This is a genomic window from Streptomyces sp. GbtcB7 (genome assembly GCF_019091445.1).
Taxonomy (GTDB): domain Bacteria; phylum Actinomycetota; class Actinomycetes; order Streptomycetales; family Streptomycetaceae; genus Streptomyces; species Streptomyces mirabilis.
On sequence record NZ_JAGXJM010000004.1, the window covers coordinates 171,265 to 193,791 of the forward strand.

Genomic DNA, 22,527 nt, shown 5'->3' on the forward strand with positions numbered 1-22,527 from the left:
ATCACCCTTCCGGGGCGAACGCTATCCGCGCGTCTCGACCTTGTCCCGCTCCCGGTCGTCCTCCCTGCCGCCCTCCCTGTCGTGCTCCCTGTCGTGCTCCCGGTCGTCCGCCTGCCGGGGGCCGTCCGGCTCCGCCTCGCCCTCGCTCAGTCCGAACCGGTCGTGGAAGCGCCGCAGCGGCCCTGGTGCCCACCAGGTCGCGCGGCCCGTGAGGCGCATGACCGCCGGGACCAGCAGACTGCGGACGACCATCGCGTCCATCAGCACGGCGAGCGCGATACCCAGGCCGAGCATCTTGGTGTTGGTCACGCGTGAGGTGCCGATCGCGACCATCACCACGGCGAGGATGACCGCGGCCGCGGTGATCAGTCCGCCGGTGCGCTGGAGGCCGAAGCGGACCGCCTCCCGGTGGTCGCCCGTGTGGTCGTACTCCTCCTTTATCCGGGAGAGCAGGAAGACTCCGTAGTCCATGGAGAGACCGAAGGCGACGCAGAACATGAGGACGGGGAGCGTCGTCTCTATCGATCCTGGGCTGGTGAAGCCGAGCAGGCCCGACAGATGGCCGTCCTGGAAGACCCAGACCACCGCGCCGAACATCGCCGTCAGGCTGAGCGCGTTGAGCAGCACCGCCTGGATCGGGATCAGCACGCTGCCGGTGAGGAGGAAGACCAGGAGCAGGGTGACGATCGCTATGAAGCCCGCGGCCCAGGGGAGCCGGTCGGCTATCGCGTGTTTGGAGTCGACCAGGACCGCCGCCGTACCGGTCACCGCCGTGTCGAACGGGGCCTGCGTCGACCGCAGTTCGCGCACCAGCCGCTGGGCTCCGTCGCCGACGGCCTCGCCCTTCGGCAGCACCGTGAAGTAGGCCGAGTCGCCCTGCGCCAGGGGCCCGTCCACCCGCAGCACCTCGGGCAGCGCGGCGATCCGGTCCTTGTAGGCCGTGTACTGGGCCTCGGTCGCCCGGCCCTCCGCGAGCACCTCCAGGGCACCACCGGGGCTGCCCGGGAAGCCGTCCCGTATGTGCTGCTGGACGACGTGGGACTCGGCGCCCGAGGGCAGCTGACGGTCGTCCGCGGTGCCGAACTTCACGCCCAGGAAGGGCAGTCCGAGCACGATCAGCCCGACGGTGGTGGCGACGGCGAAGACCGGCGCCCTGCGCATGACGAGTGCGGCCATGCGCCCCCAGGCGGCCCCGTCCGCGCTCGCCGCCGGCCTTCCGCGCCGGAACAGGCGGCGCAGATCCAGCGAGTTCACCCGGTGGCCGAGCAGCACCAGCGCCGCCGGGAGCAGGACCAGGGCGGCGGCCGCGGCCAGCAGCACCACGGCGATGCCCGCGTAGGCGAAGGAACGCAGGAAGTACTGCGGGAAGAGCAGCATCGCGGCCAGGGAGACGGCGACCGTGAGGGAGGAGAAGAGGACCGTGCGGCCCGCGGTGCGCAGGGTCGTGGCGATGGCCCTGATGGCGTCTTCCCGGCTCGAACGCGCTGGAGAGCTCGGGGAAGGCACGGCGCCCTTGGCCAGCTCCTCGCGGAACCTGCGGACGATGAACAGGGCGTAGTCGATGGCGAGGCCGAGTCCCAAGGCCGTGGTGAGGTTCATCGCGAAGACCGAGACGTCGGTGAACTCGGTGAGGCCGCGCAGTACCGCGTTCGTGCCCAGGATCGCGACGATGCCCACGCCGAGCGGCAGCAGGGCCGCGATCGCGCTGCCGAAGACCATCACCAGCAGCACGAGGGTCACCGGCAGGGCGATCATCTCGGCCCGGGTCAGGTCCTCGCGGATGGTCGTCTGCATCTCGTGCTGCACCGCGACCGGGCCGCCGACCCTGACCTCGACCGGCCCGTGCGCCCCTCGGTAGGAGGGCGCCAAGCGGTCCAGGGTCTCGCTCGCCGTCTTCTCGTCGCCCGTGATCCGCGCGGCGATCAGCGCCTCGTGGCCGTCCTTCGCCTTCAGCGCCGGTGCGCCCGACGCCCAGTACGAACCGACCCCCGTGACACCCCGCTCGCCGGCGAGCCGCGCCGCGAGCCGCTTCGCCTCGGCCGCGACCGAGGGAGCGTCGACCGTGGCACGCCCCGAGTCGACCAGGAGCAGCAGATTGGGCTGCGAGGCGGGGAACTCCCGCTCCAGCGCCTTGGTCGCGTACGTCGACTCGGCGGTCGGGTCCTGCCAGCCGCCGCTGCCCAGCCGGTCGGCGACCCCACTGCCGGCGACCACGGCGAGCGCGGTGAGCAGCAGCGCGACGAACAGGGAGAGCCGGGGGCGCGCGGTCACGAACCGGGTCCAGCCACCGACCCGGACACCGCGACCGGTTCGCGGACCACCACTCACCCGCTGACCGTCGCTCACCCCTCGGCCGTCGCTCACCCGTCGGCCGCCACCCGCCCGCGGACCGCTCTTCCCCGGCGGACTTCCGCTCTCCGACGGGCCTCCGCCCACCTGCGGCTCGTCGCCCGCGCTCGCGTCGACGCTCGCGCCCCTCCCGCGCCCCGCGCCGCTCCCGTGGCCGTCATCCGCGCTGTTGACTTCGGTCATCGTGCGGTGTCCCCTTCACCATGACCCCCTGTCCGCGCGGCGGCGTCCGTCCAACCATCCGGTCATGTGCGCAGGCGGCAGGGGTCGACCATTGCCATAGAATGGCAAACACGAGAGATCGCTCGCGTTTCACTAGAATGCGAGCGACCGCTCGTGTTTGTCAATCACGTTCGGAGAGCTGGGGATAACTCGTGCCCGACAAGCCCGAGACGCAGCGGACCGCCGACAGGCACACCGTCGACACACAGACCGCCGACGCGCAGACCATCGACGCGCAGACCGTCGACGAGCGGCCCCGCCGACGGCAGGCCCGCGGTGAGCGCAGGATCGCCCAGCTGCTGGAGGCCGCCGCCTCCGTCTTCTGCACCACCGGCTACACCGCCGCCAGCACCAACGCCATCGCCCGCGAGGCGGGCGTCTCACCGGGCACGCTGTACCAGTTCTTCCCGAACAAAGAGGCCATCGCGATCGAGCTGGGCGACCGGCTCATGCACGAGATGCGCGACACGTACGGCGAGGCACTGGCCCCGGTCGACCCCACGACCCCGCTGGAGGAGGCCGTGGGCGCCGCGGTCGACCGGTTCATCGCCTTCAACTGCGACCACCCCGTGTTCTTCGCGCTGATGCACGGCCCCGACATCCCGGGCCGGATCGCCGAGGAGCACGACGCCCTGCACGCGACCCTGATCTCGCGGATAGAGGGGCTGCTCTCCTCCCTCATGTCCGACGCGCCCGCCACCGAGGTCACGCGCGTCGCGCACGTGTGCCTGGGCATCTACAAGGCCGGCCTGGAGCTGGTCCTCTCGAACCAGGGAGCCGAGCGCGAGGCGTACATCCGAGAGTTGAAGGACGTCCTGCTCCGCTACCTGGAGCCGCTGATCCGCGACAGGACACTCACCCCGGCGGACCTCACCGCCGACCCCGCGGAGTTCACGGCCCCAACCTCCTGACCACGCTCGGCCCAACCCCCTGACCGCACACGGCGACCCGGCCGTCGAACGCGGCCACTCGCACCCCGGTCACGGCGGAGTACCCCATACTGCGACATAGCGGACATGTGCCATAAGGTTCGGATAAATCAGACCGAGCCCAAGGGGCAAGCCGTGACCCAGAATCAGCCGCCCGGTGCGCCCCGGGCCCGCATTCCCGGACCCCAGCAGCCCCCGCCGTCGTACCCCCAGATCCGCACCGGACTGTGGCGACGCTGCCTGGGCGGCGGGCTCGCGCTCTGGACGCTGACGGCGATCGTCACGTACACGACGAGGAACACCACGCTGCTGCCCACCCTGATCCTGCTCGGCAGCTTCCTGGTGCCCGTCGTCTTCACACTCTGGGCGTACGAGCGCCACGGCCGCGACCTCGGCGTCCAGGTGATCCTCGGCTGCTTCCTGACGGGCGGGACACTCGGGGTGCTGGGCGCGTCGGTGATGGAGAACCACCTGCTCCACCCCTCGCTGTCGAGGTGCGTCGGCGTCGGACTGATCGAGGAGGCGGCGAAGCTGACCGCACTGGCGTTCGTCCTGCGCCGCCACCCCCGGCTCCGGGGACTGCGGGCCGGTCTCGTGCTCGGCGCGAGCGTCGGCTTCGGCTTCGCGGCGCTGGAGAGCGCGGGGTACGCGTTCAACGCCGCCGTCTCCCTCAAGGGACTGGATCTGCCCGCACTGCTGGAGACGGAGATCCTGCGCGGGCTGCTCACCCCCTTCGGGCACGGCCTGTGGACGGCGATCACGGGAGCGGTGCTGCTCACGTACCGCCACCCGCACGGGCGCTTCCAGTACGCCGGCCCGGTGGCGGGCACCTATGTCGGCGTGTCGCTGCTGCACGCCCTGTGGGACTCGACACACGGCATCGCGCTCTGGCTGGTCGCGCGGCTGACCACGACGGGGCTCGACCGGACGCTGTTCGGACTGGGGCACCTGCAGGGGCCCACCGACGAGCAGAAACATCTCTTCACGCTGTTCTCGGTGGGTGGCCTGATCATCGTCGCGCTCGCGGGGGTCGGCTGGGTGCGTTCGCTGACACGCCGCGACTTTGCTTGGAGAAATACCCCCTAGGGGTATAGTGTTGGTCACCTGAGCAAGTCACCCGAACCCAACACGCCTCGACGAGGAGTACGCCATGACCACGCAGACCGACACCCCGGGTTCCGTCACGACCGTCTACCAGGTGAGCGGAATGAGCTGCGGGCATTGTGAGGGCTCCGTCTCCGGCGAGATCTCCGAGATCCCCGGGGTCACCTCGGTCAAGGCCGTCGCCGCCACCGGCGAGGTGACCGTGGTCTCCGCGGCGCCGCTCGACGAGGAGGCCGTGCGCGCCGCCGTCGACGAGGCGGGCTTCGAGCTCGCCGGCAAGGCCTGAGTCACCGGCCTCGCACTCAGCAGTCGCTCCCCCGCGCCTTCCAGTTCCCCGTATCACGCGCATCACCCGTTCACCCCGCACCACCCAGCACTTCACGCAGCTCTCCACACCGGGCCGTACCGACCAGCTGATACTGGCTCCGTACGGCCCGGCTCATTCCCTGGAGCCCGACCATGACCACCGCAGCACCCGAGCCGGCCATAGCCGAGACGGTCCAGACCACCGCGACCACCCCGATCACCGCGACAGCCGCGCCGTCGGAGGTGGAGCTCACCATCGGCGGAATGACCTGCGCCTCCTGCGCGGCCCGCGTCGAGAAGAAGCTCAACCGCATGGACGGCGTCACCGCCACGGTCAACTTCGCGACGGAGAAGGCGAAGGTCTCGTACCCGGTGGGGGTACAGGTCGCCGACCTCATCGCCACCGTCGTGAAGACGGGATACACGGCCGAGGAACCCCCGCCGCCGCGCCTCGAAACGCCGGAACGGGCCACCGACGCCGTCGGCGCCGACGAGGACCCCGAACTCGCCTCCCTGCGCGAACGGCTCGTCGTGTCGACCCTGCTCGCCCTCCCCGTCGTCCTGATGTCGATGGTCCCGGCGCTGCAGTTCGACAACTGGCAGTGGCTCTCGCTGACCCTCGCCGCGCCCGTCGTGGTCTGGGGCGCGCTGCCCTTCCACCGGGCCGCGTTCACCAACGCGCGGCACGGCGCGGCCACCATGGACACCCTCGTCTCGGTCGGCACGCTCGCCGCGTTCGGCTGGTCCCTGTGGGCGCTGTTCTGGGGGCACGCGGGCATGCCGGGCATGCGGCACGGGTTCGACCTCACCGTCTCGCGTACTGAGGGGTCGTCGACGATCTATCTGGAAGTCGCCGCGGGTGTCGTCGCCTTCATCCTGCTGGGCCGCTATCTGGAGGCCCGCTCCAAGCGGCGGGCCGGAGCCGCGCTGCGGGCGCTGATGGAGCTGGGGGCCAAGGACGTCGCGGTGCTACGGGACGGCCGTGAGGTCCGTATCCCGGTCGCGCGGATGGCGACGGGCGACCGCTTCGTCGTACGGCCCGGCGAGAAGATCGCCACCGACGGGACGGTGGTGGAGGGTTCCTCCGCCGTCGACGCCGCCATGCTGACGGGCGAGTCGGTGCCGGTGGACGTGACGGTGGGTTCCGGCGTCACCGGCGCGACCGTGAACGCCGGCGGACGGCTCGTCGTCGAGGCGACCCGGGTCGGCGCCGACACCCAACTCGCGCGGATGGCCCGACTCGTCGAGGACGCGCAGAACGGCAAGGCCGAGGTGCAGCGCCTCGCCGACCGGATCTCCGGGATCTTCGTGCCGGTGGTGCTGGTGATCGCGCTCGGCACCTTCGCGGTGTGGCTCGGCGTCACCGGCGACACGGTCGCCGCCTTCACCGCGGCCGTCGCGGTGCTGATCATCGCCTGCCCCTGCGCCCTCGGCCTCGCGACCCCGACCGCCCTGATGGTCGGCACGGGTCGCGGCGCTCAACTCGGCATCCTCATCAAGGGCCCCGAGGTCCTGGAGTCCACGCGCCGCGTCGACACGGTCGTCCTGGACAAGACCGGCACGGTGACGACGGGGCGGATGACACTGCGGGAGGTGTACGTCGTCGCCGACACCGACGAGAAGGAGCTCCTGCGGCTCGCAGGTGCCCTGGAGCACGCATCCGAGCATCCGGTGGCCCGGGCGATCGCCGCGGGCGCTCAGGAGCGGACTGGCGCCCTTCCCCCGGTGGAGCACTTCGAGAACGTCCCCGGACTTGGCGTACGCGGGCGCGTGGAGGGTCACGACGTCCAGGTGGGACGGCTCCACGAAGGCGAGCTCCCGGAGGCGCTGGCCCGCGCCAAGGCCGAGGCACAGACGGAGGGACGTACGGCCGTCGTGGTCACCCGGGACGGGGTGGCACTCGGTGTCGTAACCGTCGCCGACGCGATCAAGGAGACCAGCGCCGAGGCGGTGCGCGCGCTGCGCGGCCTGGGGCTCACACCGGTCCTGCTCACCGGGGACAACCAGGCGGTCGCCCGGTCCGTGGCGCGTGCCGTCGGCATCGACCCCGGGGATGTGATCGCCGAGGTGCTGCCCGAGGACAAGGTCGCCGTCGTCAAGCGCCTCCAGAGCGAGGGGCGGACCGTGGCGATGGTCGGCGACGGGGTGAACGACGCGGCGGCCCTCGCCACCGCCGACCTCGGTCTCGCGATGGGGACGGGCACGGACGCGGCGATCGAGGCGAGCGACCTGACGCTGGTCCGGGGGGATCTGCGAGTGGCGGCGGACGCGATCCGGCTGTCCCGCAAGACCCTGTCCACGATCAAGGGGAACCTGGTGTGGGCGTTCGGATACAACGTGGCGGCGCTGCCGCTCGCCGCGGCCGGACTCCTCAACCCGATGATCGCGGGGGCCGCGATGGCCTTCTCGTCGGTGTTCGTGGTGACGAACAGCCTTCGACTCAGGACATTCTCATGACGACGGAGTAAGAGTCCCCCTAGAGTCCAACGGGAGCCTCACATAAGCTCTTCACAAGGCTCGCGCATCTTCCTTACGCTTGGGTCTCGATTTGCCATATCAGTCTCTTGCGCATCTTCAGGACATACGCAAGAGACGCAGATCACAGTGATGCGAACGTAACCATCGAAGGGGTTCGTGAGTCTAAGTTGGCGATGCCGGAGACGTCTTGGGGGGCGTCTCTGACATCTGGGGATGTCTTGGGGGACGTTCCCGGAACTGCGTTGCCGGGGCACGTGCAGCGGGGAGCTTTGAGCGGCCCTCCCGTCGGTACGGGTCCCGGCAGACCGCACCCCAGCAGTACATCAGCACCGCAGTAGTACAGAGAGTTTTGCTCGTTTTGCTCACGGCCGGTCCGGTCAGCCCGGTCGGCCGGGAGCAACGCGTCAGCACGCTCGCAGCGATTCAGGCGCTGTCCCACAGACGCCCGGCCGGATCCCGTGGGGGGAATCCGCACCGGGACAAGGAAAGCGCCCTGACTGCCGGCCCGTGGGGGGACCGGTAGCAGGGCGCTTTCCGTTTTTCTTGGGAGTGACCTGGGCCTAGCGGGCCTCGACCGGGACGAAGTCGCGCTCGACGACGCCCGTGTAGATCTGGCGCGGGCGGCCGATGCGGGAGCCGGGCTCCTTGATCATCTCGTGCCACTGGGCGATCCAGCCCGGGAGGCGGCCGAGGGCGAACAGGACCGTGAACATCTCGGTCGGGAAGCCCATGGCGCGGTAGATCAGACCGGTGTAGAAGTCCACGTTCGGGTAGAGGCTGCGCGAGACGAAGTAGTCGTCGGAGAGCGCGTGCTCCTCCAGCTTGAGCGCGATGTCCAGCAGCTCGTCGGACTTGCCGAGCGCCGAGAGGACGTCGTGCGCCGCCGCCTTGATGATCTTCGCCCGGGGGTCGAAGTTCTTGTAGACGCGGTGGCCGAAGCCCATCAGGCGGACGCCGTCCTCCTTGTTCTTCACCTTGCGGATGAAGGAGTCGACGTCGCCGCCGGAGGCCTGGATGCCCTCCAGCATCTCCAGCACGGACTGGTTGGCGCCACCGTGCAGGGGGCCCCACAGCGCGCTGATGCCGGCGGAGATCGACGCGAACATGTTCGCCTGCGACGAGCCCACCAGGCGCACGGTGGAGGTCGAACAGTTCTGCTCGTGGTCGGCGTGCAGGATGAGCAGCTTGTCGAGCGCGGCGACGACGACCGGGTCGAGCTCGTAGTCCTGCGCGGGGACCGAGAAGGTCATGCGCAGGAAGTTCTCGACGTACCCGAGGTCGTTGCGCGGGTAGACGAAGGGGTGACCGATCGACTTCTTGTAGGCGTACGCCGCGATCGTCGGAAGCTTGGCGAGAAGGCGGATCGTCGAAAGGTGACGCTGCTTCTCGTCGAACGGGTTGTGGCTGTCCTGGTAGAACGTCGACAGGGCACTGACCACCGACGACAGCATCGCCATCGGGTGGGCGTCGCGCGGGAAGCCCTGGAAGAAGCGCTTGACGTCCTCGTGCAGCAGGGTGTGCTGCGTGATCTCGTTCTTGAAGGTGGAGAGCTCGTCCACGTTCGGCAGCTCACCGTTGATCAGCAGAGAGGCCACCTCAAGGAAGGTGGAGCGCTCGGCCAGCTGCTCGATCGGGTAGCCGCGGTACCGGAGGATGCCCTGCTCACCGTCGAGGTAGGTGATCGCGGATTTATACGCGGCGGTGTTGCCGTACCCGCTGTCCAGCGTCACCAGCCCGGTCTGGGCGCGGAGCTTCCCGATGTCGAAGCCCTTGTCGCCGACGGTGCTGTCGATCACCGGGTAGGTGTACTCGCCATCGCCGTACCGCAGTACTACAGAGTTGTCGCTCACGTCATCCCTCACCGACGTTGTGCCTCTTCTTCGAGGTGCCCTGACTGTCTCTACCATCCCCCATTTGGCCCTGGAGAGTGCACTCGGGGTCGACCATTGGGCCTATTGGCGGCACTCAGTGCCGCCAACCTGCTCATCCTGCCCCCCTTCGCCCTGGTTCCGGAAGTGCTGTGTGACCTTTGCGACTCATTTGATCGATCATTTTTTGTGATGCCCGCGGTGGGGATGGGTGGGCGCGGTCGCTCAGGGGCCGTTCAGCGGTGCCGGGCGAGTCTCTCGCCCCCGCCGCCCCTACCCGTTCCCATCCCCCGGGGCTCCGCCCCGGACCCCGTTGGGCATCCTTTTCAACTGCGGGCCGGCGGGGGCTGGTCGCGCAGTTCCCCGCGCCCTGAAGGGGCGCTGCGCGCATCTTCAGGGCGATCGGGGGTCTGGGGGCGGAGCCCCCAAGTGGGGATGGGACGGGTAGGGGCGGCGGGGGCGAGGGACGTCGGTCACGTGGCGAGGCGGTACGCGAGGGACGTGCAGCGGCGGCCCGCCGACACCGTGCGGACCGCCTGGCCGATCGCCTTGCGGGAGCCCACCAGGACGACGAGCTTCTTGGCCCGGGTGACCGCCGTGTAGAGCAGATTGCGCTGGAGCATCATCCACGCGCCGGTGGTGACCGGAATCACCACCGCGGGGTACTCACTGCCCTGGGAGCGGTGGATCGTCACCGCGTACGCGTGGGCCAGCTCGTCGAGTTCGTCGAAGTCGTAGGGAACCTCCTCGTCCTCGTCCGTCAGCACCGTCAGACGCTGCTCCTCGGAGTCGAGCGAGGTCACCACGCCCACGGTGCCGTTGAAGACGCCGTTCTCCCCTTTTTCGTAGTTGTTGCGGATTTGTGTCACCTTGTCGCCGACCCGGAAGACCCGGCCACCGAAGCGTTTTTCGGGGAGGTCGGGGCGGCCTGGCGTAATCGCCTGCTGCAACAGGCCGTTGAGGGTGCCCGCACCCGCCGGGCCGCGGTGCATGGGCGCCAGCACCTGGATGTCCCGGCGCGGGTCGAGCCCGAACTTGGCGGGAATCCGCCGTGCCGCCACGTCCACGGTGAGCCGTCCGGCCTCCTCGGTCTCGTCCTCGACGAAGAGGAAGAAATCCTTCATGCCGTCGGTGACGGGATGCTGCCCGGAGTTGATCCGGTGCGCGTTCGTCACCACTCCGGACTGCTGGGCCTGGCGGAAGACCTGGGTCAGACGGACGGAGGGGATCGGGCTCCGGTCGGCGAGCAGGTCGCGCAGGACCTCGCCGGCGCCGACGCTGGGGAGTTGGTCGACGTCCCCGACGAACAGCAGGTGGGCGCCCGGCGGCACCGCCTTGACCAGCTTGTTGGCGAGCAGGAGATCGAGCATGGAGGCCTCGTCCACGACCACCAGGTCGGCGTCCAGCGGCCGGTCCTTGTCGTACGCCGCATCCCCGCCCGGCTTGAGCTCCAGGAGCCGGTGCACGGTGGAGGCGTCCGCTCCGGTCAGCTCGGCGAGTCGCTTGGCGGCACGGCCCGTCGGCGCCGCGAGCACCACCTTCGCCCGCTTGGCGCGCGCCAGCTCCACGATCGAGCGGACCGTGAACGACTTGCCGCAGCCGGGGCCCCCGGTGAGCACCGCGACCTTCTTGGTCAGCGCCAGCCGGACGGCCTCCTCCTGCCCCGGTGCCAACTCCGCGCCCGTACGCCCCTTCAGCCAGGTCAGCGCCTTGTCCCAGGCCACGTCGTGGAAACCGGGCATCCGGTCCTCGGTGGTGCGCAGGAGGCGCAACAGCTGGGCCGAGAGGGAGAGTTCGGCGCGGTGGAAGGGGACCAGATAGACGGCCGTGACCGTGTCCGGGCCGCCGTCGGGACCGGGGACCTTCTCGCGTACGACGCCCGGCTCCCGTACGCCACCGGGCTCGTCCTCGTCCTCGGTCGGCTCCGCCAGTTCCGCCAGGCATTCGATGACCAGGCCCGTGTCCACCTGGAGCAGCTTCACCGCGTCGGCGATCAGCTGCTCCTCGGGAAGGAAGCAGTGGCCCTGGTCGGCGGACTGCGACAGGGCGTACTGGAGGCCCGCCTTGACGCGCTCGGGGCTGTCGTGCGGGATGCCGACGGACTGGGCGATCTTGTCCGCGGTGAGGAAGCCGATGCCCCAGACGTCGGCGGCCAGGCGGTAGGGCTGGTTCTTGACGACCGAGATCGACGCGTCGCCGTACTTCTTGTAGATGCGCACCGCGATCGACGTCGACACCTCGACGGTCTGGAGGAAGAGCATGACCTCCTTGATCGCCTTCTGCTCCTCCCAGGCGTCGGCGATCTTCTTGGTGCGCTTGGGGCCTAGGCCGGGGACCTCGATGAGGCGCTTGGGCTCCTCCTCGATGATCTGGAGCGTGTCCAGCCCGAAGTGCTGGGTGATGCGGTCGGCGAAGATCGGGCCGATGCCCTTGACCAGACCGGAGCCGAGGTAGCGGCGGATGCCCTGGACGGTGGCGGGCAGGACGGTCGTGTAGTTCTCCACCGTGAACTGCTTGCCGTACTGCGGGTGGGAGCCCCAACGGCCCTCCATCCGGAGCGACTCGCCCACCTGGGCGCCGAGAAGTGCGCCCACGACGGTGAGCAGATCCCCGGCGCCGCGGCCGGTGTCCACTCTCGCGACCGTGTACCCGTTCTCCTCGTTGGCGTAAGTGATCCGCTCGAGCACGCCCTCGACAACCGCCAGTTGCACCTGCCGGTTCTCCGCCTGATTGGACATGATCCGAAGGTACCTGTGACGACTGACAGCCGGGGCGCCGCGGCGGACAGCAGCGGCAGAGAGCAGCAGACGGCGGCGGGCGGACCTGTACCTCGCTGCCGTTCAGCCGGCCACTGATGCCGGCCAGTGCGCCGCCCGCCTCGCCCTGGACCGACTGGACGAGTCCGGCACCGGTTCTTCCATCGAAGTCAGCACGACACAGAATCACCCTAAAAGATACATAGGATTCATAACGGACAATGATCGACGAGTGTCAACGAGTGAAGGGCAGGACGCCTCATGAAGTTCGCAGTCATCGGCGGGACCGGACTGATCGGGTCACAGGTCGTGCGGAACCTGAACGCGGCCGGACACGAGGCGGTGCCGCACTCACTGTCCACCGGGGTCGACGTCCTCACCGGTCAGGGCGTGGACGCGGCGCTGGCCGGCGCCGACGTGGTCGTCAACCTGACCAACTCCCCGACCTTCGACGACACCTCCGCCGCGTTCTTCCGGACCTCGATGGACCACCTCCTGGCCGCGGCCCAGCGCGCGGGCGTCGGACACTTCGTCATCCTGTCCATCGTCGGCACCGACCAGGTGCCGGAGCTCGACTACTACCGCGCCAAGACCCTCCAGGAAGACATCCTCAAGGCCGGCCCCGTCCCGTACTCCATCGTCCGCGCCACCCAGTTCATGGAGTTCGTCGACGCCGTCCTGTCCTGGACCGCCGACGGCGACACCGTCCGCCTGCCCCGCACCCCCATCCAGCCGATCGCCGCGGCGGACGTCGCGGCGACCGTCGCCGAGGTCGCGGCCGGATCACCCCTGGGCGGCACCCTCGAGGTCGGCGGACCCGACACCTACCCGCTGGACGAGCTGGGTCGGATCACCCTCGACTTCAAGGGCGACGAACGCTCGGTGACCGTCGACGACACCGCCGGCATGTTCGCCGCGGCCCACGGCGACGTCCTCACCACCAAGAAGGGCGCCCGCATCGCCCCCACGCACTACACCGACTGGCTGAAGTAGCCCCACAGGAGCACCCGCGATCCGCAAGGGGCGAGTGCTCCACCCCCCGCTCCACCCCGTGCTCCACCCCCCACCCCGCCCCCACCTCACACCGCTCATCCGAGCGCGGTTCATCACGATCCGGTCTCGGCATGTGGTTGAGGTCTTGATTAATGCTCGTGTAATCGATTCCAATCCTCCGTGTAATCGATTCCACGAGGAGGTGGAGCGGCGATGGCGAGCATCAAGGACGTTGCCGCCGAGGCCGGCGTATCCGTCGCCACGGTCTCGCGCGTCCTGAACGATCATCCGTCGGTCAGCGAAGACGCACGCACCCGCGTGCTGGCCGCCGTACAGAACCTGGGCTACCGCCCGAACGCCGTCGCCCGCTCCCTGCGCACCGACCAGACCCGCACCCTCGGCCTGGTCATCAGCGACGTACTCAACCCGTACTTCACCGAGCTGGCCCGCTCCGTCGAGGAGGAGGCCCGCGCCCTCGGCTACAGCGTGATCATCGGCAACGCCGACGAACGGCCGGACCTCCAGGACCACCACGTACGGACCCTGCTGGACCGGCGGATCGACGGACTGCTCGTCTCCCCCGCCGACGGCGGCTCCCCCGGGATGCTGGACGCCGCGCGCGCGGGGACGCCGATGGTCTTCGTGGACCGCTGGATCCCGGGCGTGGACGTGCCCGTCGTACGGGCGGACGGCCGGACGGCGGTCCGGGATCTCGTGGCGCATCTGCACGGGCTCGGACACCGCCGGCTCGCGATCATCGCCGGGCCCGCGGCGACCACCACCGGCAGCGAGCGCGTCGAGGCCTTCCGGGAGGCCATGGCCGAGCACGGACTGCCGCTCCCGGACGCCTACATAGGCCAGGGCGACTTCCAGGCCGAGAGCGGACGGCGGGTCACCGAGGGCTTCCTCGACCTGCCCGAGCCGCCCGAGGTCGTCTTCGCCGCCGACAACCTGATGGCGCTCGGCGCGCTGGACGCGATCCGCGCGCGCGGGCTGCGGGTTCCCGAGGACATCGCGCTCGCGGCGTTCGACGACATCCCGTGGTTCGTGCACACCGATCCGCCGATCACCGCGGTGGCCCAGCCGACCGGCGAGCTGGGGCGGGCCGCCGTACGCGCGCTCGTCGACCGGATCGAGGGGCGGCCCCCGCAGTCGGTCACCCTCGCCGCCCGTCTCGTCGTCCGCCGCTCGTGCGGCGAACCGGCCCCCACCCCGCACTCCCCCGTAACGAACAGGAGTAAGTCGTGAGCAACCAGGACGAGTTGCTGCGCATCGAGGGCATCCGAAAGACCTTCCCCGGCGTGGTCGCGCTCGACAGCGTCGACTTCGATCTGCGCCGCGGCGAGGTGCATGTGCTGCTCGGCGAGAACGGTGCCGGCAAGAGCACGCTCATCAAGATGCTCTCGGGCGCCTACCAGCCCGACTCCGGGCGCGTCCTCGTCGACGGCGAGGAGGTGCGCGTCCACGGCGCGCAGGACTCCGAGCGCCTCGGGATCGCGACCATCTACCAGGAGTTCAACCTCGTTCCCGATCTGACGGTCGCCGAGAACATCTTCCTGGGGCGGCAGCCGCGCCGCTACGGGCTGATCGACCGGAAGAGGATGGAGGCCGAGGCCGCCGAGCTGCTGGAGCGGGTGGGTGTCAACGTCTCCCCGCGCGCGCGGGTGCGTGAACTCGGTATCGCGCGTCTCCAGATGGTCGAGATCGCGAAGGCGCTGAGCCTGAACGCCCGCGTGCTGATCATGGACGAGCCCACCGCGGTGCTCACCTCCGAAGAGGTCGAAAAACTCTTCTCCATCGTGCGCCGGCTGCGCGAGGACGGTGTCGGCATCGTCTTCATCACGCACCACCTGGAGGAGATCGCCGCCCTGGGGGACCGGGTCACCGTCATCCGGGACGGCAAGAGCGTCGGGCAGGTCCCGGCCTCCACCACCGAGGACGAGCTCGTACGGCTCATGGTGGGACGGTCGATCGAGCAGCAGTATCCACGCGTGCGGGCCACTGCTGACGACGGCTCCGGGGGCGCCCTGCTGACCGTCGAGGGGCTGACCCGTGACGGGGTCTTCCACGACGTGAGTTTCGAGGTGCGGGCCGGTGAGGTCGTCGGTATCGCGGGGCTCGTGGGGGCCGGGCGCACGGAGGTCGTACGAGCGGTCTTCGGGGCCGATCCGTACGACAAGGGGGCCGTCAAGGTCGCCGGTTCCGCGTTGCGGCGGCACGACGTGAACGCGGCGATGGCGGCCGGGATCGGGCTCATCCCCGAGGACCGCAAGGGCCAGGGGCTGCTCCTGGACGCCTCCGTCGAGGAGAACCTCGGCCTGGTCACCATGCGGGCGGCGACCCATGGCGGGCTCGTCGACCTCAAGGGCCAGCGGACGGCCGCCGCGCGGATCGCCGAGCAGCTCGGCGTCCGGATGGCCGGTCTCGGCCAGCACGTGCGCACACTCTCCGGCGGCAACCAGCAGAAGGTCGTCATCGGCAAGTGGCTGCTGGCCGACACCAAGGTGCTGATCCTCGACGAGCCGACCCGTGGCATCGACGTCGGCGCCAAGGTCGAGATCTACCAGCTCGTCAACGAACTGACGGCCGCCGGCGCGGCCGTCCTGATGATCTCCAGCGATCTGCCCGAGGTGCTCGGCATGAGCGACCGGGTGCTGGTGATGGCCCAGGGCCGGATCGCGGGCGAACTGTCCGCCGACGAGGCGACCCAGGACTCCGTGATGGCACTCGCCGTCAGCACACCGACCACCAATTCTGTTACCGCTGTGGAGGGCTCCCGTGGCCACTGACACGCTCAAGAGCACTACGGGCGCGAGTGGCGCCTCGGCGGTCCGCCGCCTTCTGCTCGACAACGGGGCGCTCACCGCGCTCATCGCCCTCGTCATCGCGATGTCGGCGCTGTCCGGCGACTTCCTGACGACGGACAACCTGCTCAACATCGGCGTCCAGGCGGCCGTGACCGCCATCCTCGCCTTCGGTGTGACCTTCGTGATCGTCTCGGCGGGCATCGACCTGTCGGTCGGCTCGGTCGCCGCGCTGTCCGCCACCGTCCTGGCCTGGATGGCGACCTCCCAGGGTGTCCCGGTCTGGATCGCGGTGATCCTCGCGGTCGCGACCGGCATAGCGTGCGGCCTGGTCAACGGCGTCCTGATCTCCTACGGGAAGCTGCCGCCGTTCATCGCGACGCTCGCCATGCTGTCGGTGGGCCGCGGTCTGTCCCTGGTGATCTCGCAGGGCTCGCCGATCGCCTTCCCCGAATCGGTCTCGCACCTCGGTGACACCCTCGGCGGCTGGCTGCCGGTCCCGGTCCTGGTGATGGTCGTCATGGGCCTGATCACCGCCCTGATCCTGGGCCGTACCTACATCGGCCGCTCCATGTACGCGATCGGCGGCAACGAGGAGGCCGCGCGCCTCTCGGGTCTGCGGGTGAAGAAGCAGAAGCTCGCGATCTACGCCCTGTCGGGCCTCTTCGCGGCCGCCGCGGGCATCGTGCTCGCCTCCCGGCTCTCCTCCGCGCAGCCGCAGGCCGCGCAGGGCTACGAGCTGGACGCGATCGCCGCGGTCGTCATCGGCGGCGCCTCCCTGGCGGGCGGCACCGGCAAGGCGTCCGGCACGCTGATCGGCGCACTGATCCTCGCGGTGCTCCGCAACGGTCTGAACCTGCTCTCCGTCTCCGCCTTCTGGCAGCAGGTCGTCATCGGTGTCGTGATCGCGCTGGCGGTGCTGCTGGACACGCTGCGGCGCAAGGCCGGGGCGACTCCGGTGGCCGCCGGGACGGGTGCGCCGGGCGGCAGGGGCAAGCAGGCCGCGACGTACATCATCGCGGCCGTGGTCGCGGCGGCCGTCGTCGGTGCGATGTCCTTCCTGCACAACGGCTCCTCCTCGTCGGCGACGAAGAAGGTGGGCCTGTCCCTCTCCACCCTGAACAACCCGTTCTTCGTACAGATCAAGTCCGGTGCCCAGCAGGAGGCGAAGAAGCTCGGCGTGGACCTGACGGTCACGGACGCGCAGAACGACGCCTCGCAGCAGGCCAACCAGCTCCAGAACTTCACCAGTTCGGGACTCGGTTCGATCATCGTCAATCCGGTGGACTCGGACGCGGCGGGCCCTGCGGTCCGCTCCGCGAACAAGGCCGGCATCCCCGTCGTCGGCGTGGACCGGGGCGTGAACAAGGCCGACACGGCCGCGCTGGTCGCCTCCGACAACATCGCGGGCGGCAAGCTCGGCGCCAAGGCGATGGCCGAGAAGCTGGGCGGCAAGGGCAAGATCGTGATCCTGCAGGGCCTGGCCGGAACGTCCGCGAGCCGTGAACGCGGCGCGGGCTTCGCCGAGGGTCTGAAGGCCTACCCGGGCATCGAGGTCGTCGCCCGGCAGCCCGCGGACTTCGACCGCACCAAGGGCCTCGACGTGATGACGAACCTGCTGCAGGCGCACCCCGACATCCAGGGCGTCTTCGCCGAGAACGACGAGATGGCGCTCGGCGCGGTCAAGGCGCTCGGCTCCAAGGCCGGCACGTCGGTCTCGGTCATCGGCTTCGACGGCGAACCGGACGGCCTGAAGGCGGTCAAGGACGGCACGATGTACGCGTCCGTGGCCCAGCAGCCGACGGAACTCGGCCGGATCGCGGTGGAGAACGCGCTGAACGCCGCCGAGGGCAAGAAGGTCGAGAAGACGGTGATGGTGCCGGTGAAGGTGGTCACGAAGGAGAATGTGACCGGCTTCGGCGGATGACCTGAGCGGGCCGCCCGGCCAGCGCGGCGCGGACGACCTCCGCGCGCCGCCGGGCGGCTCGCCCCGTTGCTTCGACTCACCTTCATAGGGAGAAAGTTCATGTACGACTACGACCTGCTGGTCGTGGGATCGGCCAACGCCGACCTGGTGATCGGGGTCGAGCGGCGGCCCGCGGCCGGCGAGACGGTGCTCGGCTCCGACCTCGTCGTCCACCCGGGCGGCAAGGGCGCCAACCAGGCGGTCGCCGCCGGCCGCCTCGGAGCCCGTACGGCGCTGCTGGCCCGGGTCGGCGACGACGCGCACGGGCGGCTGCTGCTCGACTCGCAGCGGGCGGCCGGGGTCGACACGGCGGGCGTGCTCGTCGGCGGGGCGCCGACCGGGGTCGCGCTCATCACGGTGGACCCCTCCGGGGACAACAGCATCGTGGTCTCGCCCGGTGCCAACGGCCGCCTCACACCCGAGGACGTGCGGTCCGCCGGAAACCTCCTGGCGGCCTCCCGCGTGGTCTCGGCGCAGCTGGAGATCCCGTTGGAGACGGTCGTGGAGGTCGTACGGAATCTCGCTCCCGGCAGCCGTTTCGTACTGAACCCGTCGCCGCCGCGCGCGCTGCCCGCCGAGGTGCTCGCGGCCTGCGATCCGCTGATCGTGAACGAGCACGAGGCGCGGGTGATCGTCGGCACGGATCTCGGGGACTCCCCGGAGGACTGGGCGTCCGCCCTGCTCGCCCTCGGCCCGCGCTCGGTGGTGATCACGCTGGGCGCGCGGGGCGCGCTGGTGGCCTCCGCCGAGGGCGCCGCGCGGGTGCCGTCGGTGAAGGTGGAGACGGTGGACACGACGGGCGCGGGGGACGCGTTCACGGCGGCGCTGGCGTGGCGGCTCGGGCTCGACGAGCCGCTCGCCGAGGCGGCCGCGTACGCCGCCCGCGTCGGTGCGGCGGCGGTCACCCGCGCCGGCGCGCAGGAGTCCTTCCCGACGGCCGAAGAGGTCGCGTCGCTATGAAGAAGGCCGGAATCCTGAACCGCCATCTGTCGGGCGCGCTGGCCGAGCTGGGCCATGGGGACGGGGTGCTCGTCTGCGATGCCGGGATGCCCATCCCCGCCGGTCCGCGCGTCGTGGACCTGGCCTTCCGGGCCGGGGTGCCGTCCTTCGCCGAGGTGCTCGACGGGCTGCTGGAGGAACTCGTGGTGGAGGGCGCCACGGCCGCGCACGAGGTCCGCGGGGCGAACCCGGAGGCGACGGCCCTGCTGGACGCCCGTTTCCCCACGCTGTCGACGGTCCCGCACGAGGAACTGAAGTCGCTGTCGGCGGGCGCGAAGCTGATTGTCCGCACGGGAGAGGCACGGCCGTACGCGAATGTGCTGCTGCGGTGCGGGGTCTTCTTCTAGTTGGTGTTCGACATGCTTCGAGGGGCCCGGTCCGTCGACCAGGCCCCTCGGATTTCCCCTCCGACATCAGAACCCCCGCGATCCCCCCGGATCCCCCTCCAGAAGTCCTGATGCCAAGTACGACACGCTGGGTGGGGGAAGGGTTGCACGGCCTTCCGAGATTTTTTCGGGATGCTCCAGGAGATCGCGGGGCTACCCGGCGTGCTCCACGAACCGCGCCGCCGTCTCCGCCAGCACCTCCCGCCCGTCCCGCGCCCACAGCCCGTCGTTGAACAGCTCGACCTCGATCGGCCCGGAATATCCCGCCGCCTCGACGTACCCCCGCCACTCCCGCATGTCGATCGAACCGTCGCCGATCTGACCGCGGCCGTTGAGGACGCCCTCGGGCAGCGGAGTCGTCCAGTCGGCGAGCTGGAAGGTGTGGATACGGCCGCCGGCGCCCGCCCGGGCGATCTGGGCGGGAGCCGTGTCGTCCCACCAGATGTGGTACGTGTCGACGGTGACGCCCACCTGGTCCGCCGGGAAGCGTTCCGCGAGGTCCAGGGCCTGGGCGAGGGTGGACACCACACAACGGTCCGCGGCGTACATGGGGTGGAGGGGCTCGATGGCCAGCCGCACGCCCCGCTCGGCGGCGTACGGGCCCAGCTCCCCCAGCGCGTCGGCGATCCGCTCCCGCGCGCCGTGCAGGTCCTTCGAGCCGGCCGGCAGCCCCCCGGAGACCAGAACCAGGGTGTCGGTGCCGAGGGTCGCGGCCTCGTCGACGGCCGCACGGTTGTCGTCCAGGGCGCGGGCCCGCTCCTGCGGGTCGATCGCCGTGAAGAAGCCGCCACGGCAGAGCGTGGTGACGGCCAGACCGGCGTCGCGGACGAGTTTGGCGGTGGCGTCCAGGCCGTACGACTGGACGGGTTCACGCCAGAGTCCGACGCCCGGGATCCCCAGCTCGAGGCAGGACTCGACCAGTTCGGGCATCGACAGCTGCTTGACCGTCATCTGGTTGATGGAGAAACGGGCGAGACGGCTCATGAGGTCACTCCGTACAGAGCCAGCAGGGTCTTCATCCGGGCCTCGGCGAGCTCCGGGTTCGGGAACAGGCCCAGGGTGTCCGCCAGCTCGTACGCCCGCGCGAAGTGCGGCAGCGAGCGGGCCGACTGGAGCCCGCCGACCATGGTGAAGTGTTCCTGGTGCCCGGCCAGCCACGCCAGCAGGACAACGCCCGTCTTGTAGAACCGGGTCGGAGCCTCGAAGAGATGGCGGGAGAGCTCGACGGTGGGGTCGAGAAGCTCACGGAAGCCCTTCACGTCACCGGTGTCGAGCACCCGTACCGCCTCCGCCGCGAGCGGACCCAGCGGATCGAAGATGCCGAGCAGGGCGTGGCTGAAGCCCTGCTCGTCGCCCGCGATCAGCTCGGGGTAGTTGAAGTCGTCGCCCGTGTAGCAGCGGACGCCCTGCGGCAGGCGGCAGCGCAGGTCGACCTCGCGCTGGGCGTCGAGGAGGGAGACCTTGATGCCGTCGACCTTGTCCGGGTGGGCGGCGATGACCTCCAGGAACACGTCCGTGGCCGCGTCCAGGTCGCCCGACCCCCAGTAGCCCTCCAGGGCGGGGTCGAACATGGGGCCGAGCCAGTGCAGGACCACGGGCTCGGCCGCCTGGCGGAGCAGATGCCCATAGACCTCCAGGTAGTCCTCGGGCCCCTTCGCGGTCGCCGCCAGCGCCCGGGAGGCCATGAGGATGGCCTGCGCCCCCGACTCCTCGACGAGGGCGAGCTGCTCCTCGTACGCCGTCCGCACCTCCTCCAGGGATGCCGGACCGGTGAGCTGATCGGTGCCGACACCGCACGCGATACGGCCCCCGACCGCCTTCGCCTCCGCCGCGGACCGGCGGATGAGTTCCGCCGCGCCCGCCCAGTCCAGGCCCATCCCGCGCTGCGCGGTGTCCATCGCCTCGGCGACGCCGAGCCCGTGGGACCACAGGTGGCGGCGGAAGGCGAGGGTGGCGTCCCAGTCGACGGCGGCGGCCGAGTCGGGCGAGACGTCCGCGAACGGGTCGGCGACCACGTGCGCGGCCGAGAAGACCGTACGGGAGGTGAAGGGCGCGCCGGTGGTGAGGGCGAGCGGGACGGCACGCGGCTCATAGGCCCTCAACGCGCCGTTCGTGTCCGGCAGTCGAAGGGTCACAGCGAGATCTCCGGCACGTCGAGACGGCGGCCCTCGGCCGAGGACTTCAGCCCCAGTTCGGCGAGCTGGACGCCGCGGGCGCCGGCGAGGAGGTCCCAGTGGTAGGGGGCGTCGGCGTACACATGCCGCAGGAACAGCTCCCACTGCGCCTTGAAGCCGTTGTCGAACTCGGCGTTGTCGGGGATCTCCTGCCACTGGTCACGGAAGGAGTAGGTGGCCGGGATGTCGGGGTTCCAGACCGGCTTGGGGGTGGCGGACCGGTGCTGGACGCGGCAGTTGCGCAGACCGGCGACGGCCGACCCCTCCGTCCCGTCGACCTGGAACTCGACGAGTTCGTCGCGGTTGACGCGCACCGCCCAGGAGGAGTTGATCTGGGCGATGGCGCCGCCCTCCAGCTCGAAGACGCCGTACGCGGCGTCGTCGGCCGTGGCGTCGTACGGCTTGTCCTGCTCGTCCCAGCGCTGCGGGATGTGGGTGGCGGTGAGCGCCTGGACGGAGGTGACCCGGCCGAACAGCTCGTGGAGCACGTACTCCCAGTGCGGGAACATGTCGACGACGATGCCGCCGCCGTCCTCCGCGCGATAGTTCCAGGAGGGCCGCTGGGCGCTCTGCCAGTCGCCCTCGAAGACCCAGTACCCGAACTCCCCGCGGATGGACAGGATCCGCCCGAAGAAGCCCCCGTCGATGAGCCGCTTGAGTTTCAGCAGCCCCGGGAGGAAGAGCTTGTCCTGCACGACCCCGTGCTTGATGCCCTTCTCGTGGGCGAGGCGGGCCAGCTCCAGGGCGCCGTCGAGGCCGGTGGCGGTGGGCTTCTCGGTGTAGATGTGCTTGCCCGCCGCGATGGCCTTCTTGATGGCCTCCTCGCGGGCGGAGGTCACCTGGGCGTCGAAGTAGATGTCCACGGTCGGGTCGGCGAGGACCTCGTCCACGTCCGTCGACCAGTGCTCCAGGCCGTGCTGCTCGGCGAGCGCCTTCAGCGCGTGCTCGCGGCGGCCGAGGAGGACCGGCTCGGGCCACAGCACCGTGCCGTCGCCGAGGTCGAGGCCGCCCTGGTCGCGCAGGGCGAGAATCGAGCGGACGAGGTGCTGGCGGTAGCCCATGCGCCCCGTCACGCCGTTCATGGCGATTCGCACCGTCTTGCGTGTCACGTGATTCCCTTCGTACGCGGGTTCCGCGCCGCGTACGCCCCACTGGTGAACGTGACAGCAAGCGCTTTCTACACAAGAAGAAGT

The 22,527-nt window shown here is 70.2% G+C and carries 16 protein-coding genes; 10 read left to right on the plus strand and 6 right to left on the minus strand.

Translation table 11 applies throughout. The annotated features are described in order from the left end of the window. Positions 1 to 21: 21 nt before the first annotated feature. Positions 22 to 2,532 (minus strand): MMPL family transporter, encoded by a 2,511-nt coding sequence (locus KVT44_RS08685; protein WP_254649133.1) that lies wholly within the window; start codon positions 2,530 to 2,532, stop codon positions 22 to 24. A gap of 266 nt (positions 2,533 to 2,798) precedes the next feature. Here KVT44_RS08685 and KVT44_RS08690 point away from each other — a divergent pair, with 266 nt between their 5' ends. The 4 genes from KVT44_RS08690 (at position 2,799) to KVT44_RS08705 (ending at position 7,367) form a co-directional block, all read left to right on the plus strand. After that, a complete protein-coding gene (locus KVT44_RS08690; RefSeq protein ID WP_217566771.1) occupies positions 2,799 to 3,482 on the plus strand; it encodes a TetR/AcrR family transcriptional regulator in 684 nt (227 codons plus the stop codon). Positions 3,483 to 3,635: 153 nt separating this feature from the next. After that, positions 3,636 to 4,586: a PrsW family intramembrane metalloprotease gene (locus KVT44_RS08695; protein WP_217566601.1), complete on the plus strand. Its 951-nt coding sequence runs from the start codon at positions 3,636 to 3,638 to the stop codon at positions 4,584 to 4,586. A 64-nt stretch (positions 4,587 to 4,650) separates the two neighbouring features. Next, the gene (locus KVT44_RS08700; RefSeq protein WP_054231838.1) at positions 4,651 to 4,890 is read left to right on the plus strand and encodes a heavy-metal-associated domain-containing protein; all 240 of its coding nucleotides are present in this window, start codon (positions 4,651 to 4,653) and stop codon (positions 4,888 to 4,890) included. Positions 4,891 to 5,063: 173 nt separating this feature from the next. Next, the gene (locus KVT44_RS08705; protein WP_217566602.1) at positions 5,064 to 7,367 is read left to right on the plus strand and encodes a cation-translocating P-type ATPase; all 2,304 of its coding nucleotides are present in this window, start codon (positions 5,064 to 5,066) and stop codon (positions 7,365 to 7,367) included. Positions 7,368 to 7,948: 581 nt separating this feature from the next. On the opposite strand, the gene KVT44_RS08710 is transcribed toward KVT44_RS08705, so the two are convergent. Together KVT44_RS08710 and KVT44_RS08715 are read right to left on the minus strand one after the other, a co-directional pair. Then, positions 7,949 to 9,238 (minus strand): citrate synthase, encoded by a 1,290-nt coding sequence (locus KVT44_RS08710; protein WP_054231840.1) that lies wholly within the window; start codon positions 9,236 to 9,238, stop codon positions 7,949 to 7,951. 491 nt (positions 9,239 to 9,729) lie between these two features. Next, positions 9,730 to 11,994, minus strand: a complete 2,265-nt coding sequence (locus KVT44_RS08715) for an ATP-dependent RecD-like DNA helicase (protein WP_099922552.1) — start codon at positions 11,992 to 11,994, stop codon at positions 9,730 to 9,732. A gap of 279 nt (positions 11,995 to 12,273) precedes the next feature. Here KVT44_RS08715 and KVT44_RS08720 point away from each other — a divergent pair, with 279 nt between their 5' ends. The 6 genes from KVT44_RS08720 (at position 12,274) to rbsD (ending at position 19,121) form a co-directional block, all read left to right on the plus strand. After that, entirely contained in the window at positions 12,274 to 13,005 is a 732-nt protein-coding gene (locus KVT44_RS08720) for an SDR family oxidoreductase (RefSeq protein WP_217566603.1), read from the plus strand. A 213-nt stretch (positions 13,006 to 13,218) separates the two neighbouring features. Beyond that, positions 13,219 to 14,253: a LacI family DNA-binding transcriptional regulator gene (locus KVT44_RS08725; RefSeq protein ID WP_099922550.1), complete on the plus strand. Its 1,035-nt coding sequence runs from the start codon at positions 13,219 to 13,221 to the stop codon at positions 14,251 to 14,253. After that, positions 14,250 to 15,794, plus strand: a complete 1,545-nt coding sequence (locus KVT44_RS08730; protein ID WP_217566604.1) for a sugar ABC transporter ATP-binding protein — start codon at positions 14,250 to 14,252, stop codon at positions 15,792 to 15,794. The genes KVT44_RS08725 and KVT44_RS08730 overlap by 4 nt, the downstream gene beginning before the upstream one ends. Further along, positions 15,784 to 17,736: a substrate-binding domain-containing protein gene (locus tag KVT44_RS08735; RefSeq protein ID WP_217566605.1), complete on the plus strand. Its 1,953-nt coding sequence runs from the start codon at positions 15,784 to 15,786 to the stop codon at positions 17,734 to 17,736. The genes KVT44_RS08730 and KVT44_RS08735 overlap by 11 nt, the downstream gene beginning before the upstream one ends. Positions 17,737 to 17,835: 99 nt before the next feature. Further along, positions 17,836 to 18,735 (plus strand): ribokinase, encoded by a 900-nt coding sequence (locus KVT44_RS08740; protein ID WP_097225818.1) that lies wholly within the window; start codon positions 17,836 to 17,838, stop codon positions 18,733 to 18,735. Next, the gene (gene rbsD / locus KVT44_RS08745) at positions 18,732 to 19,121 is read left to right on the plus strand and encodes a D-ribose pyranase (protein ID WP_099922547.1); all 390 of its coding nucleotides are present in this window, start codon (positions 18,732 to 18,734) and stop codon (positions 19,119 to 19,121) included. The genes KVT44_RS08740 and rbsD overlap by 4 nt, the downstream gene beginning before the upstream one ends. A gap of 192 nt (positions 19,122 to 19,313) precedes the next feature. Here rbsD and KVT44_RS08750 read toward each other — a convergent pair whose 3' ends face one another. From KVT44_RS08750 to KVT44_RS08760, 3 genes are read right to left on the minus strand one after another with little or no spacing between them, the layout of a single operon-like run. Then, positions 19,314 to 20,144 (minus strand): sugar phosphate isomerase/epimerase, encoded by an 831-nt coding sequence (locus KVT44_RS08750; RefSeq protein ID WP_217566606.1) that lies wholly within the window; start codon positions 20,142 to 20,144, stop codon positions 19,314 to 19,316. After that, entirely contained in the window at positions 20,141 to 21,295 is a 1,155-nt protein-coding gene (locus KVT44_RS08755; protein ID WP_217566607.1) for a dihydrodipicolinate synthase family protein, read from the minus strand. Before KVT44_RS08755 ends, KVT44_RS08750 begins: the two co-directional genes overlap by 4 nt. Beyond that, positions 21,292 to 22,443, minus strand: a complete 1,152-nt coding sequence (locus KVT44_RS08760; protein WP_217566608.1) for a Gfo/Idh/MocA family protein — start codon at positions 22,441 to 22,443, stop codon at positions 21,292 to 21,294. Before KVT44_RS08760 ends, KVT44_RS08755 begins: the two co-directional genes overlap by 4 nt. Positions 22,444 to 22,527 lie beyond the last annotated feature (84 nt).